The organism is Acidimicrobiales bacterium (genome assembly GCA_041394245.1).
Lineage (GTDB): Bacteria > Actinomycetota > Acidimicrobiia > Acidimicrobiales > Aldehydirespiratoraceae > JAJRXC01.
Window position 1 is genome coordinate 161115 of the sequence record JAWKIR010000002.1, and the last position, 16228, is coordinate 177342.

Genomic DNA, 16228 nt, shown 5'->3' on the forward strand with positions numbered 1-16228 from the left:
GGAGACCGGTGGACCACCATCGTGACCACGACGACCTGCTCGACGAGCGTGAGCTCGTCGAGCAGGCGCGTGTCGATGTCGACGCCTTCGCCGTCCTGTACGGGCGCTACGTGGACAGAATCCATGCCTTCGCTCATCGGCGTTGCGGCGATGGCCCACTGGCCGAAGACATCACCGCGGCCACGTTCGAGCGGGCGCTGCGCGGACTCGACGGCTTCTCGTGGGGACCCGGCGGCATCGGCCCCTGGCTGTTTCGCATCGCTGCGAACGAACTCACCGACCACCATCGGCGACGGGGTCGGCGCCGCGGTGACCGTGCCCAACGCGCTGCGGATCGCCTGCAGGATCGGGCGGCGATCGATGATCTCGACCGGATCGACGAGTCGGACCGGATCGCGATCCTGCGAGCGGGTCTCGATTCGCTCAACCCGAGGTATCAGCGGGTGCTGGTGCTGCGGCACCTTTCGGGCCTCGGTCACGAAGAGGCGGCCCGGGCAATGGGTCTGACGCCGTCGTTGATGGCCGTGCTCGTGCACCGGGCCAACGCCGCGCTGCGGCGAGCCGTGGAACGACTGGAGGAACCGACGTGACCAGCGATGACAACCCGCTCGCCCCGTTGGCCGAGATCGACGTGCCCGATCTCGACCCGGTGCGGCGCGACCGACTCGAGGCCGCCCTGCGGGTCCGGTTCGCCGAGCACCGGAACGTGGCACCGCGCCGGCCCGTCCCTCGCGGTCTCGTCGTCGGCCCCGCCCTCGCCCTGGTGCTGCTGATCGCCACGATCGCCTTCCTCGTCCGTGGCGAGACCGCAGTCGCCGCGCTCGAGATCCGCGACGCCGAGAACGTCGTGGTCATGCTGCCGGACGGGGAGGTCGTGACCGATCCCGCCGACGGGTTCGCATTGGTCGACGGCGCCGTCGTCGTGGTCGGGGAGGGGGGCACGGTGACGATCGACGAGGTGACGCTGCCAGCCGGAACCAGGGTCGTGGTGCGCAGCGGCCGCCTCGTGAGCGAGACGACGGCGACGACCACCACCGACCGCCCGGCCACCGCGCTGGACGAGACGTCGGATGACAGGCCGGCCGGCGCCCGTCCATCCGAGGTGCCGGAGGCCACGACCACGACGACGGCACCCGCCCGGCCCACGCCGTCATCGACGACGACCACCGAGCCGGCGCCGCCGTCGACTCGGCCGTCGGCCCCTCCGGTCGAGTCCCGCGCTCCGTCCGACCCGGCCCCCGGCGTGATCGCACCCGACCCGCCGGGCGACAGCCCGCCGGGTGTCGAGCTGGCCGTCTCGCTGCGAGTCAGCGTGCGTGACGGCGCGGTTCGGGTCGGCTGGAGTGTCGACGGTTCGCTCGATCCGGGTTGGCGAGTGGTGGTCGTGCGCACGGCCGACGGGTCCGAACCGGTCGACCTCGCCGGCGCCGTCGTCGTCGCCGAGGGCGCCCGGGGTGAGTCGGCCGAACCCTTCGGAGATCTGCCCGAGCGGATCGAGACGCTGCGCTATCGGGTGCTCGTGCTCGACGAGGGAGACGGGGTCGTCGCCCGCAGTGCGGTCCAGACGATCGCGGCGCCCGGTTCGTGAAGGGGCCGTCGATCTCGCGAGCGGCGCGGTACCGTGAGGCGTCCACCTCGGTGGCCCGTAGTTCAGTTGGTAGAACGCCGGCCTTTGGAGCCGGATGTCGCAGGTTCGAGCCCTGCCGGGCCAGCCATCGCAGCGTCCGCCCCACCCACGTGTTCGTGCTGTCGTCGGTGCCGCGCTAGAAACGGTTCGTGCCTCCGGTTGACCCCTGCGTTGTCGTCGTCGCCACTGCGAACGACGTGCGGATGAGGTCCGAGACGGCCACCCCGCTGCACCCGCTGTGCGGCCGTCCGCTCGTGGGGCACGTGCTCGCCGCGGTGGGTGCGCTCGCCCCGCGCCGGCTCGCCGTCGTCATCGGCCCCGACGACGACGATCTCGCGAAGGAGCTCGAGGCGACCACCGCCGACGTCACCCGGGTGCCGGCCAACGTGCGTCACGATCCGTGCGCTGCGGTGCTCACTGCGCTCGGCGCCTGGGCCGGCGACGATCTCGACGTGGACCTCGATCCCGACGACGACGACGTGCTGCTGATCCCGGCCGCGGTGCCGCTCATCGACGGACAGACGCTGCGAGCGTTCCATCGGGCGCATCGGGCGAGCGACGCGGCGGCGACGGTGCTGATCGGCCCGACCGACGAAGGCGACCCGGCCCCCGATTCGGCGGTGTGGTTCGTCCGTCGCTCCTTCCTCTCGCCGGCGCTGCGCCGGGCCGAGGTTCCCGAGATCTCCGCCATCGGTGACGTGTTGCGGCAGACGGGCCACCGTGTCTCGACCCACGTCACCTCCGACGACATCGGCCATCACGTGATCACCGACCGCGCCGGGCTGGCCGAGGCGGAGGCCCTGCTGCGGGAGCGGATCAACGCCCGATGGCTCCGTCGGGGTGTCACGATGCACGACCCGACGACGACCTATGTCGACATCGACGTGCAGCTCGAGGCCGACGTCACCCTTCATCCCGGTGTCATGTTGCGCGGGGCGACGACGGTCGGGCGAGGGACCGAGGTCGGGCCCGGTTGCCACCTGGCCGACAGTCGCATCGGTGCCAACTGTCGGCTCGAACAGACCTCGGCCGAGCTGGCGACGGTCGGTGACCATGCCCGAGTCGGTCCGTTCGCCGTGCTCGCCCAGGGCTCGGAGGTGGCGGCCGCGACCGTCACAGGCCCGTTCTACACTGCGGGTCCGGACGCTCGCCGACCTTGACTGGACTCCGATGCAATTGATCAACCACAAGAAGCTCCATGTCGTCGCCGGGCGGGCCACACAGTCCCTCGCCACCGACATCTGTCATGAGCTCGGCGTGCCCCTCGGCGCCGCCAACATCTCCGAGTTCGCCAATGGCGAGCTGCACGTGAAGTACGGCGAGTCGATCCGCGGATCCGACGTGTTCATCGTGCAGACCCACACGGCGTGGGAGGGGGGATCGATCAACGATGCCCTCATGGAGCACATGATCATGGTCGATGCGGCGAAGCGGGCCTCGGCCAAGCGGATCACCGTGGTCGCTCCCTTCTACGGCTACAGCCGCCAGGACCGGAAGGCCTCGGGTCGCGAGCCGATCACCGCGCGCCTCGTCGCCGACATGTTCAGCGTCGCGGGCGCCGATCGACTCATGTCGGTCGATCTTCACAGCGGCCAGATCCAGGGCTTCTTCGACGGGCCCGTCGACCATCTGGTCGCCATGCCGGTACTCGTCGACTATCTGTCCGACATGGGCGACGACGATCTCGTCATCGTGTCGCCCGATGCCGGCCGGATGAAGGTCGCCGAGCGCTACACCAACCTGCTCAATGCCGACCTCGCCTACGTCCACAAGCGGCGGTCCCACACCGAACTCAACTCGGTCGAGGCCAAGGAGATCATCGGCCATGTCGCCGGTCGCACCTGTGTGTTGATCGACGACATGATCGACACCGGCGGCACCATCTGTGCCGCCGCCGACCTCCTGGCCGAGAACGGCGCCGGCAAGGTGATCGTGGCGACGACCCACGGGGTGTTCTCCGGGCCGGCCATCGATCGTCTCAAGAACGCGGCGATCGAGAAGGTGCTGGTCACCGACACCCTGCCCCTGCCACCCGAGAAGCAGATCGACAAGATGGAGGTGCTGAGCGTGGCCCCGATCATCGCCCGCGCCATCTCCGCAGTGTTCGAGGACACCTCGGTCAGCGAGATCTTCGGCGGCAACCATCTCGCGTGAGTGCCTGTGGCGATCGGCGGCGCCACCGATAGTCTGATCCGTCGGTCCGTCGTGGGCCGCCACGTTCGCGGGCAACGGGTCGCCGTGCCCATCTCAGGAGCCAGAAACAATGTCAGATCAGCTGCTGCTCACCGCCGAGACCGGCCGTGAAGAGGGCACTCGCTCCTCCCGCCGACTCCGTCGTGAAGGCCGTGTCCCGGCCGTCGTCTACGGCCTCGATGCCGATCCCGTGACCGTGTCGGTCGCCTGGCCCGACCTTCGTGCGGTGCTCACCACCGATGCCGGTACCAACGCCGTGATCACCCTCGAGATCGACGGCGCCCAGCAGCTCTCGATCGTGCGCGACATCCAGCGTCACCCGGTGCGCCGCGATGTGATCCATGTCGATTTCCTCCGGGTCACGGCCGATCAGCAGATCGAGGCCGAGGTCCCGATCGTGCTCGTCGGCGAGGCGCTCGAGGTGACCAGGGCCAACGGCATGGTCGACCAGACCCTCTACCACCTCACCGTGTCGGCCAAGCCGGCCGAGGTGCCCGACGAGATCGAGGTCGACATCTCCGAGATGACCCTGGGCGACTCGATCCAGGTCGGCCAGCTCACCCTGCCGCCCGGCGTCACCACCCTCGTCGACGACGACACTTCGGTTGCGAATTCGGTCGTCACCCGCTCGACCATGGAGGCCATGGCTGCGGAGGAAGCTGCCGACGCAGCGTCGGATGACGCCGAAGCCGACGGTGGCGGCGACTCCGGTTCCGACGACGCCGACGGCGACGACGGCGACGACTGAGGGCCGATCGGCGACCGCTGATGGTCGGCCGTCGTACCATCACCCGGCGGGGAACGCCGGCTGATCTGCTCGTGGTCGGACTCGGCAATCCCGGCGACGACTATGCCCAGACGCGCCACAACGCGGGCGTCTGGGTGATCGACGAACTGGTGCGTCGCCACGCCGGCAAGCTGACCCGGTCCCGGCGAGAGCACGCCGACTCCGACGAACTCCATGTCGGGGGGAAACGTCTCGCGGTAGCCGTGCCGACGACCTTCATGAACGAGTCGGGGCGGGCGGTCCTGCCGTTGGTGCGTCGGTTCGGCATCGACGACCTCTCGCGCCTCGTCATCGTGCACGACGAGCTCGACCTCCCCGTCGGTCGCCTCAAGGTGAAGTTCGGCGGCGGACTGGCCGGCAACAACGGTCTCAAGAGCGTGCGGGCCCACCTCCGTTCCGACGAGTTCACCCGGATCCGCATCGGCGTCGGCAAGCCTGCGCCCGGCACGATGAAGGGTGCCGACTACGTGCTGCGCCGCCCCGCCCGGAGCGAGCGTCCCGAGCTCGACCGGATCGTGGGTGTGGCCGCCGACGCCGTCGAGCACCTTCTCGACGGTGACCTCGACGCCACGATGAACCGATTCAACGCCGGCTGACCGTGTCGCACCCGCAACCCGCGACCGATCTGCGTTCGCTGCTGCCCCTGCTGGCGACCGAACCCGCGCTCGATTCCGTTCTCGGTCGCCGCGACGCGGTCATCGCGGTCCCCGATGCGGCGAGGGCCTTCGTCATCGCCGGCATCGTCCAGGCGACCGAACGACGTCCGATCCTCGTGGCCACCGCAACCCAGAACGAGGCCGAGCGGCTGGCTGCCGACATCGCCGCGGTGCTCGGCGACGATGAGGTCGCCCTCTTCCCGGCCTGGGAGACCCTGCCGTTCGAGCGGGTGAGCCCGGCGGTGGAGACGATGGGAACCCGGCTGCGCACGCTGCACCGGATGCGCGACCCGGCGACGGCGCCGGCCGTCGTCGTCGCCCCTGCGAGGGCGCTGGTGCAGCGACTCGATCCCGACGCCGCCGTCGATCCGATCGTCGTCGGCAGTGGCGACGTCGTGGATCCGGTCGCGCTGGTCGAGGAACTGGTCGGGCAGGGATACCGGCGCGAGCATCAGGTTGAACACCGCGGCGAGCTCGCCGTGCGCGGGTCGATCGTCGACATCTTCCCCAGCACGGCCGAGGCGCCGGTCCGGATCGACCTGTGGGGCGACGAGGTCGACCGCCTGACCGAGTTCTCGGTCGGCGACCAGCGGGCCACCGTCGCCGTCGCCGAGGTCGAGATCTACCCCTGCCGTGAGCTGCGGCCCGGCGAGCACGCCCGGGCGCGTGCCGCGGCCCTCGTGGCGGAGGAGCCGTGGGGCCGCGAGCAGTGGGACCGCATCGTCGACGGCCAACTCTTCGACGGTATGGAGTCGTGGTTGCCCTGGCTCGTCGACGAGGACCTCGTGCTTCCCGACCTGGTGCCGGCCGACGGGCTCGTCATCCTCGTCGAGCCGCGGCGCATCCGCGATCGAGCCGCCGACATCGGCGCGGAAGAACACGATCTCGCCGGATCGCTCGCGAAGACCTGGGACGTCGACGCCGACGACGTGCATCGACTGCACCTGCCGTTCGACCGGCTGCTGGCGAAGGCCGATGCGCCGTCGTGGTCGATGCTCCCGGTCGCCGACGGACCGAACACCGCGTCGGTCGCCGCCTCCGGATGGGAACCCGTCGTCGGCGACATGACCCCGACCGTCGGCCAGATCCAGGGTCTGCTCGCGAAGGGCTATCGCGTCGTCGTCGCAGCCGACGGCGCCGCCAGCGCCGACCGATTGTCGGATCTGCTGTCCGAACACGGCGTCGAACTCGCTCCGGCGTCCGCCGACACCGATCTCACCGATCCGCGCGGACATCTCGTCGCCGTCGCGCTCGAACGTGGTGCCGTGATGCCCGACCTTCGCCTCGCGGTGTTGGCCGAGACCGACCTCACCGGTCGGCGCCGCACCCACCGGCGGGCGAAGGCTCGAAAGCGCGATGCGCAGAAGTTCTTCGACGACCTCCGCGAGGGGTCCTATGTCGTGCATCAGCAGCACGGTGTCGCCCGCTTCGGCGGCATGGTGACCCGAGCGATCAACGGCAACGACCGCGACTATCTCCTGCTCGAGTATCGCGGCAGCGACAAGCTCTACCTGCCGTCGGACCAGATCGAATCCATCCGTCTCTACAGCGGTGGCGAGACACCGACGCTGTCGAAGATGGGCGGGGCCGACTGGCACACCGCCAAGGCCAAGGTTCGTTCCGCCGTCCAGGAGATCGCCCAGGAACTCGTGGTGCTCTACCAGACCCGGGTGCATGCCGAGGGCCACGCGTTCGCGCCCGACACCCCGTGGCAGCGCGAACTGGAGGACGCGTTCCCGTTCCAGGAGACGCCGGACCAGCTCCACGCGATCATCGACGTGAAGAGCGACATGGAGCGGGCCTCGCCGATGGATCGCCTCGTGGTGGGCGATGTGGGCTTCGGCAAGACCGAGGTGGCGCTGCGGGCCGCGTTCAAGGCGATCCAGGACGGCAAGCAGGTGGCCGTGCTCGTTCCGACGACACTGCTGGCCCAGCAGCATCACGCCACGTTCCGCGAGCGCTATGCGCCCTACCCTGTTCGGGTCGAGGTGCTGAGCCGGTTCCTGACGAACGCCCAGGCCAAGGCGGTTGTCGACGGGGTGAGGTCGGGCGACGTCGACCTCGTCGTCGGGACCCACCGCCTGCTGTCGCGCGACATCGAGTTCAAGAACCTCGGGCTCCTCGTCGTCGACGAGGAGCAGCGCTTCGGTGTCTCCCACAAGGAGCAGATCAAGTCGTTGCGCACCGACGTCGACGTGTTGACCCTCACGGCCACGCCGATCCCCCGGACGATGGAGATGAGCCTGACCGGCATCCGCGACATGTCGGTCCTCAACACCGCGCCGGCCGACCGTCAGCCCATCCTCACCTATGTCGGCGAGTACGAGGAGCGGGCGGTGGCCGAGGCCATCCGGCGCGAGTTGTTGCGTGAAGGCCAGATGTTCTTCGTGCACAACCGGGTGCGCGACATCGAACACGTCGCTGACCGTCTTCGCGGGCTGGTCCCGGAGGCGAGGGTCGCGGTCGCACACGGCCAGATGGACGAGGGCACCCTCGAGCGGGTGGTGGTCGATTTCTGGGAGGGCAAGTTCGACGTCCTCGTGTGCACGACGATCATCGAGTCGGGCATCGACATGCCGTCGGTCAACACCCTCGTGGTCGATCGGGCCGATCTGCTCGGCCTCGGTCAGCTCCACCAGTTGCGGGGTCGTGTGGGCCGGGCCGGCCACCGGGCCTACGCCTACCTCTTCCATCCCGACGACGTGGTGCTGAGCGAGGAGGCCTACGAGCGGCTCAAGACCATCGGGGAGGCGACCGAGCTCGGATCGGGCTTTCGTATCGCGATGCGCGATCTCGAGATCCGCGGTGCCGGCAACCTGCTCGGTACCGGCCAGTCCGGCCACATCGCCGCCGTCGGCTACGACCTCTACTGCCAGATGGTGACCGAGGCGGTGGCCGAACTCAAGGGCGAGAAGATCCCCGAGCCGCTCGACATCGCGATCGAGGTGCCCGGCGACGCACACCTCCCCGCCGACTACGTGACGAAGGAAGCCACCCGGCTGGAGGCCTATCGTCGCCTCGCGAACGTCGAGACCGAACAGGCCCTCGACGACGTGCGGGCCGAGTGGGCGGACCGTTTCGGCCCCATTCCTCCACCGGCCGAGGCGTTGCTCAAGGTGGGCCGTCTGCGCGTCGAGTGTGTGCGCAGCGGGGTCCGGGAGATCACGGTCACCAAGGGTCCCGGGTTCGGTGGCCCCGACCACGTCGCCCGGGTGTCGCCCGTGGTCCTGCCCGAGAGCCGCCAGGTGCGGCTGCAGCGGCTGTACTCGGGCAAGGGGTCCGGCAACCAGGCGATCTACAAGGAGGGCATCGGTGAGATCCAGCTGCCGCTCCAGAAGAAGAACGGCCCGGTCGTCGACCAACTCGTCGAGATCCTCGCCGACCTGCTTCCCGATCTCGCTCCCGACACGGGGCCGGATAGCCTTCACGATTCGTGAGCCTCATTCGATCCCGCCTCCGCCTTCTCCTCGCATTCGTTGCGCTGATCCTCCTCGCTTCGGCCTGTGGCAGTGACCCCGACGTCGCCTCGGTCGACGGCGGCGGCACGCTCACGCAGGACGATGTCGAGTCGCTGGTCGACGAGGTCTCGACCGACGGTGACGCGGCGACCGTCGGCGATCAGACGCTCACGGGTGCCGACGCCGCAGTGCTCGCCGACATGCCCGGTGTGGGTGTGATCGACCGGGCTGCTGCCGCGGGCGCCATCACCGAGTGGGTGCGCAACGAGTTGTGGTACAGCTCGCTGGCCGAGGCCGGGTTCACCGACATCCAGCCGTATCTCGACGAGGCCCATCGCCAGTTCGAGGAGTTCGTGGCGACAACGCCCGACGCCGATGTGCCGCCGATCGATTCCGCCGCCGGTCAGGAGCTGATCCGTTCCGTGGCGTTGGGCCCGGCGATCAGCGCCTACCTGCTCGATTTCGTCGGCGTGGAGATCGAATGGCCGGTCCAGCTCTGCTCGAGTCACATCCTCCTCGACACCGAGGAGGAGGCACTCGCGGCGATCGCCCGTCTCGACGCCGGTGAGAACTTCGCCGATCTCGCGGTCGAACTCTCGACCGGACCGACCGGTCCGAGCGGTGGCGATCTCGGGTGTGTCGACCCCGCGAGCTTCGTTCCCGAGTTCGTGGAAGGTGCTGCCGCCCTCGGTGGTCCAGGCGTGACCCCGCCGGTCCAGAGCGAGTTCGGCTGGCACGTGATCGAGGTGCGCTCGTTCGACGCGACGCCCTCCGACGACCCGGCTGCCATCCAGGACGCGGTGCTGAGCACGCCCGAGTTCCAGGCCTTCCAGAGCGAGGTCGTCTTTCGTGAAGTGACGATCGACCCCCGCTACGGCGTGTGGGACCAGCTCTCGGCGTCGGTCATCCCGGCCGACGGCTGAGCGGCGTGGGCACCATCACGATCGTCGGGCTCGGCCCGGCGGACGCGACGCTGCTCACCCCTGCGACCACCGACGCCCTGCGACGTCACGAACGCCGCTTCCTGCGCACCGCGGTGCACCCGGCCGCCGACGCGGTCGACGACGCCGTCACCTTCGACGAGGTCTACGAGCAGGCCGACGACTTCGCCACGGTCTACGAGACCATCGCCGAGCGCCTCGTCGCCGAGGCGGCCGCCGGCGACCTGGTCTACGCCGTACCCGGTTCGCCGCTCGTGCTCGAACGAAGCGTCGAGCTGCTCCGAGCGGCCGAGGCCGAGGGGCGGGTCGTGCTCGACATCCTTGCCGCGATGTCGTTCCTCGATGTGGCGTGGGCACGACTGAAGGTCGACCCGGTCGAGTCGAGCGTCCGTCTGATCGACGGGCACGTGTTCGCATCGGCCGCGGCCGGACAGACCGGGCCGCTGCTGGTTGCGCACTGTCACTCGGCGCAGGTCCTGTCCGACATCAAGCTCTCGCTCGACGACGGTCCGACGGTCACCGTGCTGCAACGCCTCGGTCTCCCCGACGAGCGGATCTTCGACGTGCCGTGGCACGAACTCGATCGCGACGTCGAGGCCGACCACCTCACGTCGCTCTGGATTCCCGAGCTCGCCGCGCCGGTCGGCGCCGCGTTCGTGCGGTTCGAGGAGCTGGTGCGGGTGCTGCGCGACGAGTGCCCGTGGGACCGCGAGCAGACCCACGCGTCGCTGCGGCAGCACCTCCTCGAGGAGGCCCACGAGACGCTCGAGGCGATCGATGCCCGGGCCGGTCTGGCCGACGACGAGATCGACCCCGATCTCGACGAGCACCTCGCCGAGGAGCTCGGCGACCTTCTCTACCAGGTCTTCTTCCATGCCCGGCTGGCAGAGGAGCGCGGCTCGTTCACGGTCGCCGACGTGGCCCGCGAGGTGCACGACAAGCTCGTCGTTCGTCATCCCCACGTGTTCGGCCGGGCCGACGGCACCATGGTCGATGCCGACGACGCCGAGACGGTGCTCGGCAACTGGGAGGCGATCAAGCGGGACGAGAAGGGGAGGGAGTCGGCGATGGACGGCATCCCGCCCGCGCTCCCGGCCCTGCTGCTCGCGCTCAAGGTGCAAAAGCGTGCGGCCTCGACGGGCTTCGACTGGGAAGGCGGCCCCGAGGTCGCCTTCGCCGATGTCGAGGCGGAGCTCGCCGAGGTCCGCGACGACCCGTCGGAGCACGAGGTGGGCGACCTGTTGTTCGCCGCGGTGCAGGTGGCGCGCCGCCTCGACCTCGATCCCGAGTCGGCGCTGCGCGGCGCGGCGCGGCGCTTTCAGCTGCGCTTCCGCGAGGTCGAGCGACTTGCGTCGGCCGAGGGCGTCGATCTCGCGACGGCGGGGGAAGATCGCCTGGGGGCCTTGTGGAACGTGGCCAAGCAGCGCGAGACTGCCTGACGTTCCACCGGCGGCCGGAGAACTGCACCCCCGGCTGTCGCGCGGATCGCGCGAATACCTCACGCTGCGCGCGATGGCCGGTAACATCCGTCCCACTTCACCCGCACATGAGGAAGTTCCAGTGAGCACGATCGAACGAGTCCACGGCCGCGAGGTCTTCGATTCCCGAGGCAATCCCACCGTCGAAGTCGAGATCGAACTCGACTCCGGTGCGATCGGTTCGGCCATGGTCCCCAGTGGTGCGTCCACCGGTGCCTTCGAGGCCGTCGAGCTGCGAGACGGCGGCGACCGCTTGGCCGGCAAGGGCGTGCTGACCGCCGTGGGCTTCGTCAACGGGGAGTTGGCCGACGCCGTCATCGGTCTCGATGCCGTCGACCAACGGGGCGTCGACGCCGCGCTGATCGCGCTCGACGGCACCGACAACAAGGGGCGGGTCGGGGCCAACGCGATCCTCGGCATCTCGCTCGCCACCGCGAAGGCCGCCGCCGCCGAGCTCGAGATCCCGCTGTGGCGTCATGTCGGCGGGGCCAACGCCCACGTCCTGCCGGTGCCGATGATGAACGTCCTCAACGGCGGCGAACACGCCGACAACAGCGTCGATTACCAGGAGTTCATGTTCATGCCCGTCGGGGCCGCCTCGTTCTCCGAGGCGATGCGCTGGGGGGTCGAGGCCTACCACGTCCTCAAGAAGGTCCTGCACGATCGCGGCCTGTCCACCGCAGTGGGCGACGAGGGCGGCTTCGCGCCGGATCTCGGGTCCAACGAGGAAGGGCTCCAGCTCCTCATCGAGGCGATCGAGCTCGCGGGCCTGACGCCGGGAACCGACATCGCGATCGCGATGGACGTCGCCTCCACCGAGTTCTACGCCGACGGCATCTACACCCTCGCGTCGGAGGGGCGGAAGCTCAGCTCCGACGACATCATCGCCGAGTACGTGTCCCTCTGCGAGAAGTACCCGATCGTCTCGATCGAGGACGGTATGGCCGAGGACGATTGGGACGGTTGGAAGACGCTCACCGACGAGCTCGGCGGCCGGTGCCAACTGGTCGGCGACGATCTCTTCGTCACCAACACCGAGCGCCTGGCCCGGGGTATCGCGAGCGGTACCGCCAACTCGATCCTCGTGAAGGTCAACCAGATCGGTTCGCTCACCGAGACGCTCGACGCGGTCGAGATGGCCACCCGGAGCAGCTACACGTCGGTCATGTCGCACCGTTCCGGTGAGACCGAGGACAACACGATCGCCGATCTGGCCGTGGCCACGAACTGCGGACAGATCAAGACCGGCGCGCCGGCCCGCTCCGACCGTGTCGCCAAGTACAACCAGCTCCTGCGCATCGAGGAACAGCTGGGCGAGGCGGCAGCGTTCCGTGGCCGCGCCGCGCTCGCCGGCGGCACCGCGTGAGGTCGGGCAATGGCTGACGCGTCGCGACCACCGCGTACCGGTCGACTGGTCCGGGCCGGGCTCTTCGCCGCGACCCTCGGGGTCGGGGCGGGACTCGCGGCGATCCCGGTCGACAACTGGCTCGAACAGCGGGCCGAGATCGATGGTGCCCGAGAGCGCCGAGCCGAGCTCGAGGGTGAGATCGCCGAGATCGATGCCGACATCGAGGCGCTCATCGGTGAGGACGGTCTCACGATCGCAGCCCGCTGCTATGGGCCATTCGTCGAGGTCGGCCAGGAGTTGTATGCGGTGCCCGGCCTCGACGGCTGTGTGACACATCCCACTCCCTGAGCAACGCGCCGTTCGGCAGTCCCGAACCCCGGGAGCGATACCGTGGCGTCGATGCACAGCACGGGGCGCACATGACCGCGAAGCCAGTCGTTGCCGAGGGACTTGTTCGCGAGTTCGGCGCCCTTCGCGCCGTCGACGGGATCGACCTCGAGGTCGAGGCCGGTGAGATCTTCGGCTTTCTCGGACCGAACGGTGCGGGCAAGTCGACGACGGTGCGGATGCTCGTCACCTTGTTGAGGCCCACGGCGGGGGTTGCCCGAGTGGCGGGGTTCGACGTGGTGAAGGAGCCGACGGCCGTGCGTCGATCCATCGGGGTCGCGCTGCAGGACGCGGCGATCGATCCGCTGATGACCGGCAACGAGCTCTTGCACCTCCAGGCGATCCTCCACGGACTCGGCGGAAAGATCGCCACCCAGCGATGTGGTGAACTCCTCGAGCGGGTCGGTCTGACTGCTGCCGCCGACCGCCGTGTCGGCACCTACTCCGGCGGCATGCGTCGTCGACTCGATCTGGCCCTGGCGCTCATCCATCGACCCATCGTCTTGTTCCTCGACGAGCCCACGACCGGCCTCGATCCGACCAGCCGCCAGGCGGTGTGGGAGGAAGTCCGCAACCTCAACAACGAGGGGACGACGGTCTTCCTGACCACCCAGTATCTCGAAGAGGCCGATCAGCTGGCCGGCCGCATCGCCATCATCGCCGCCGGCCGCATCGTTCGCGAGGGCGACCCGACCACCCTCAAGGACCAGGTGGGCGACCCGACGCTGCGGGTCGAACTCGCCGACAGCATCATGACCGAGACGGCGCAGCGTGTGCTGGCCGGGTTCGGCGATCCCCGACCGGCCCGGGCCGGTCGCCTCGCCATCGGCCTACGCGACGGTGCCGCCCAGCTCGCCGACGTCGTGCGGGCGCTCGACGGGCAGGGGGTGGTCGTCGCTCACCTCGAGCTCGACTCTCCCAGCCTCGACGACGTCTTCGCCGATGCGACCGGTCGTCGTCTCGAAGGGGCCGAGGCCGACTCGCCATGACCACTGCGATCCTCGAACCGGAGCGTCCTCGCTTCCAGGTCGCGGCCGAGCAGGCGTGGGCCCTCACCGCCAGGGCGACCCTCGCGACGGCACGCAACCCGGCCAACTGGCTGCCCGGCCTGATCTTTCCTCTGGTGATGGCGGCCGTCTACGCCGCCCAGTTCGCCGATGCGACGAGCCTTCCCGAGTTCCCCGAAGTCGACTCCTTCCTGCAGTTCATCCTTCCGAGCGCCATCCTCCAGGGCATCGCCTTCAACTCGGCCAATGCCGGCAGCGACATGGCCACCGACATCGAGACGGGCTTCTTCGATCGCCTGATCTCGAGCCCGGTCGCCCGGCAGTCGATCCTCATCGGGCGGGTCGGCGGTGCGGCGGCCTCGGCCGGCTTCCAGTCGATCGTGCTGATGGGCGTGTTCCTGCTGTTCGGGGCCCCGGTCAAGAGCGGTCTGGCCGGCGCGATCGCACTGGTGATCATCAGTGTGCTGCTCGCGGTGGCGCTCGCCGGCTTCGGGCTGATGGTCGCGCTGCGGACGGGAAGCCCCGAGGCGACGCAGGCGATGTTCCCCCTGATCTTCGTCGCCGTGTTCGTGTCATCCGCGTTCTTTCCCACGGAGCTGATGCGGGGCTGGTATCAGCAGGTCGCCGAGGTCAACCCGATCACCCTGATCATCAATCCCACCCGGCAACTCGTGATCAGCGGCTGGAGCTGGGGCGACTTCGGTCAGGCCGTCGGCATCACCGTGCTCGTCGCCATCGTGTCGCTGAGCCTGTCGTATCGGGCCTATCTCGCACGACTGGCGAGCACATGACCGCCGTCGAGGCGCGCCGCAACGACTTCGTCGGCACGGTGCCGTCGATCGCGGTGTTGGCCAAGCGCAACCTCATCCGCCTCATGCGGATGCCGTCGATCCTCGTGCCGATGGTGGTCATGCCGTTGTTCTTCGTGATCGCCTTCACCGGTAGCTTCGACGGGATTTCTCGGGTCGAGGGCTACCCCACGCCCAAGATCATCAACTGGGTCGCGGCGTTCGCTCTGCTGCAGGGCGCCTCGTTCGCCGGGGTCGGCACGGCCGGCGCCGTCGCCAACGATCTCGACAACGGCTTCATCGACCGGCTCCTGGTGAGCCCGATCCGGCGCAGCACGATCCTGATCGCACCGCTGGTCTACACGGCGGTGCGGGCGGTTCTCCCCCTCACCGTGGTGCTCGTGGCCGCACTGTTCAAGGACGCCGACTTCCCCGGTGGCGTGCTCGGGATTCTTCTCGTCTACGTGGGCGGGGTGGGCGGCGCCCTCGTGCTCGGCTGCTTCGGTCTCGCCGTCGTGCTCCGGATGGGCGACATCAAGGCCATGGCCCTCGTCCAGATGGTCTCGTTCCTCCTGATGTTCCCCTCGATCGGGCAGGTGCCGCTCGCCCTGCTCGATGGCTGGATGAAGTCGGTCGCCCGGGTCAACCCGGTCACCAACGTGATGCGGATGATGCGCCAGGGCTTCCTGGGCGAGGTCACCTGGGCCGACACCTGGCCGGGGCTGCTCGTGGTCGCCGTGGGTCTGACGGTCTTCTTCGGGTGGGCCCGCTTCGAGCTGGAGCGGCGCAACCCCTGAGCGGCAGCCGTCGCTCAGTCCATCGGGACGGGCCGCACCGGCACCGGCGTGGTGGTCACGAGGTTGGTGATGGTGTCGCCGAACTCCCAGAACTGCTCGACCACCTCGTTGAGATGGTCGACGTCGCGCACCCTCACACGCATCACGTGGCTCTCGCTGCCCGTCACCCGATGGCACTCGACCACTTCGGGCATGTTGCGGGCCAGTTCGTCGATCCCTGCGGCGCGTGGGCCGGCGGAATGGACCCGCACGACGACGAGCATGGGGAAGCCGAAGGCGCAGGGGTCGATGACGGCCTGGTAGCCGGAGATGACGCCCTCTCGTTCCAGTCGGCGAACCCGTTCGGTGACGGCCGGTGCCGAGAGGCCGACGCGATCGCCGAGTTCGCGAAAGCTGACCCGGCCGTCGTGGGAGAGCTCGCGGAGGATGTCGCGGTCGATCGCGTCGATGTCGTGCACGTCGTATCGGGCCATGGGCCAAGGATAGCAAGGTAAAGACGGTAATGAGCCTTCGAAACAACGGTACAAGTGCTGTCCAGGCCGGGAGATCCGTCGAAACGATCGTGGTCGATTCGTTACCGTGGAGGCATGGTCAACAGCACCGCAATCGCCAGCTTCGACGCTCGATACGAGGACCTCGCCCGTCGTTGGGAACACCACCAGGACCTCCGCCGCTCGGGCGCATGCGTGGCCGAGCTGGCTCGCAGCCGTGAGGAGCTCGACGCCGCGCGCGATCGCCTTCGCGGCTGATCGCGCCGTCCA

General features: G+C 69.1%; 16 protein-coding genes and 1 tRNA gene. 16 read left to right on the forward strand and 1 reads right to left on the reverse strand.

Translation table 11 applies throughout. From position 1 onward, the window contains the following. The first annotated feature begins 8 nt into the window (after positions 1–8). The 15 genes from R2707_00875 (at position 9) to R2707_00945 (ending at position 15467) form a co-directional block, all read left to right on the forward strand. Positions 9–590, forward strand: a complete 582-nt coding sequence (locus R2707_00875; protein ID MEZ5243622.1) for a sigma-70 family RNA polymerase sigma factor — start codon at positions 9–11, stop codon at positions 588–590. Beyond that, complete coding sequence (locus R2707_00880) at positions 587–1588, forward strand: hypothetical protein (protein ID MEZ5243623.1); 1002 nt, start codon at positions 587–589, stop codon at positions 1586–1588. The genes R2707_00875 and R2707_00880 overlap by 4 nt, the downstream gene beginning before the upstream one ends. Positions 1589–1639: 51 nt before the next feature. Continuing rightward, positions 1640–1715 (forward strand) — tRNA-Gln (locus R2707_00885). Between the two features lie 115 nt (positions 1716–1830). After that, the gene (locus tag R2707_00890; protein ID MEZ5243624.1) at positions 1831–2787 is read left to right on the forward strand and encodes an NTP transferase domain-containing protein; all 957 of its coding nucleotides are present in this window, start codon (positions 1831–1833) and stop codon (positions 2785–2787) included. Between the two features lie 10 nt (positions 2788–2797). Further along, entirely contained in the window at positions 2798–3781 is a 984-nt protein-coding gene (locus R2707_00895; GenBank protein MEZ5243625.1) for a ribose-phosphate diphosphokinase, read from the forward strand. 109 nt (positions 3782–3890) lie between these two features. After that, complete coding sequence (locus R2707_00900) at positions 3891–4568, forward strand: 50S ribosomal protein L25 (GenBank protein MEZ5243626.1); 678 nt, start codon at positions 3891–3893, stop codon at positions 4566–4568. A gap of 20 nt (positions 4569–4588) precedes the next feature. Next, positions 4589–5203, forward strand: coding sequence for an aminoacyl-tRNA hydrolase (pth, locus tag R2707_00905; protein ID MEZ5243627.1), 615 nt, complete (start codon positions 4589–4591; stop codon positions 5201–5203). A 2-nt stretch (positions 5204–5205) separates the two neighbouring features. Further along, positions 5206–8700 carry a transcription-repair coupling factor gene (gene mfd, locus R2707_00910; protein MEZ5243628.1) on the forward strand — a complete coding sequence of 1165 codons (3495 nt, stop codon included), beginning with the start codon at positions 5206–5208 and terminating at the stop codon, positions 8698–8700. Then, positions 8697–9644 (forward strand): peptidylprolyl isomerase, encoded by a 948-nt coding sequence (locus R2707_00915; GenBank protein MEZ5243629.1) that lies wholly within the window; start codon positions 8697–8699, stop codon positions 9642–9644. Before mfd ends, R2707_00915 begins: the two co-directional genes overlap by 4 nt. A 5-nt stretch (positions 9645–9649) precedes the next feature. Then, complete coding sequence (gene mazG, locus R2707_00920) at positions 9650–11101, forward strand: nucleoside triphosphate pyrophosphohydrolase (protein ID MEZ5243630.1); 1452 nt, start codon at positions 9650–9652, stop codon at positions 11099–11101. A 121-nt stretch (positions 11102–11222) separates the two neighbouring features. Then, on the forward strand, positions 11223–12506 hold the full coding sequence (gene eno, locus R2707_00925) for a phosphopyruvate hydratase (protein MEZ5243631.1): 1284 nt from the start codon (positions 11223–11225) through the stop codon (positions 12504–12506). A gap of 9 nt (positions 12507–12515) precedes the next feature. Continuing rightward, a complete protein-coding gene (locus R2707_00930) occupies positions 12516–12836 on the forward strand; it encodes a hypothetical protein (protein ID MEZ5243632.1) in 321 nt (106 codons plus the stop codon). Between the two features lie 71 nt (positions 12837–12907). Next, positions 12908–13864, forward strand: a complete 957-nt coding sequence (locus R2707_00935; GenBank protein MEZ5243633.1) for an ATP-binding cassette domain-containing protein — start codon at positions 12908–12910, stop codon at positions 13862–13864. Further along, positions 13861–14673, forward strand: coding sequence for an ABC transporter permease (locus R2707_00940; protein ID MEZ5243634.1), 813 nt, complete (start codon positions 13861–13863; stop codon positions 14671–14673). Before R2707_00935 ends, R2707_00940 begins: the two co-directional genes overlap by 4 nt. Next, on the forward strand, positions 14670–15467 hold the full coding sequence (locus R2707_00945; protein MEZ5243635.1) for an ABC transporter permease: 798 nt from the start codon (positions 14670–14672) through the stop codon (positions 15465–15467). The genes R2707_00940 and R2707_00945 overlap by 4 nt, the downstream gene beginning before the upstream one ends. 14 nt (positions 15468–15481) lie before the next feature. On the opposite strand, the gene R2707_00950 is transcribed toward R2707_00945, so the two are convergent. Then, positions 15482–15940 carry an Lrp/AsnC family transcriptional regulator gene (locus tag R2707_00950; protein ID MEZ5243636.1) on the reverse strand — a complete coding sequence of 153 codons (459 nt, stop codon included), beginning with the start codon at positions 15938–15940 and terminating at the stop codon, positions 15482–15484. A gap of 114 nt (positions 15941–16054) precedes the next feature. On the opposite strand from R2707_00950, the gene R2707_00955 reads away from it, so the two are divergent. After that, entirely contained in the window at positions 16055–16216 is a 162-nt protein-coding gene (locus R2707_00955; GenBank protein MEZ5243637.1) for a hypothetical protein, read from the forward strand. The last annotated feature ends 12 nt before the right edge of the window (positions 16217–16228 follow it).

Coding starts and splice junctions, on each gene's coding strand:
- R2707_00890 (MEZ5243624.1), top strand. CDS start 1,831: ATGAGGTCCGAGACGGCCACCCCGCTGCACCCGCTGTGCGGCCGTCCG.
- R2707_00895 (MEZ5243625.1), top strand. CDS start 2,798: ATGCAATTGATCAACCACAAGAAGCTCCATGTCGTCGCCGGGCGGGCC.
- R2707_00900 (MEZ5243626.1), top strand. CDS start 3,891: ATGTCAGATCAGCTGCTGCTCACCGCCGAGACCGGCCGTGAAGAGGGC.
- pth (MEZ5243627.1), top strand. CDS start 4,589: ATGGTCGGCCGTCGTACCATCACCCGGCGGGGAACGCCGGCTGATCTG.
- R2707_00930 (MEZ5243632.1), top strand. CDS start 12,516: ATGGCTGACGCGTCGCGACCACCGCGTACCGGTCGACTGGTCCGGGCC.
- R2707_00935 (MEZ5243633.1), top strand. CDS start 12,908: ATGACCGCGAAGCCAGTCGTTGCCGAGGGACTTGTTCGCGAGTTCGGC.
- R2707_00940 (MEZ5243634.1), top strand. CDS start 13,861: ATGACCACTGCGATCCTCGAACCGGAGCGTCCTCGCTTCCAGGTCGCG.
- R2707_00945 (MEZ5243635.1), top strand. CDS start 14,670: ATGACCGCCGTCGAGGCGCGCCGCAACGACTTCGTCGGCACGGTGCCG.
- R2707_00950 (MEZ5243636.1), bottom strand. CDS start 15,940: ATGGCCCGATACGACGTGCACGACATCGACGCGATCGACCGCGACATC.
- R2707_00955 (MEZ5243637.1), top strand. CDS start 16,055: ATGGTCAACAGCACCGCAATCGCCAGCTTCGACGCTCGATACGAGGAC.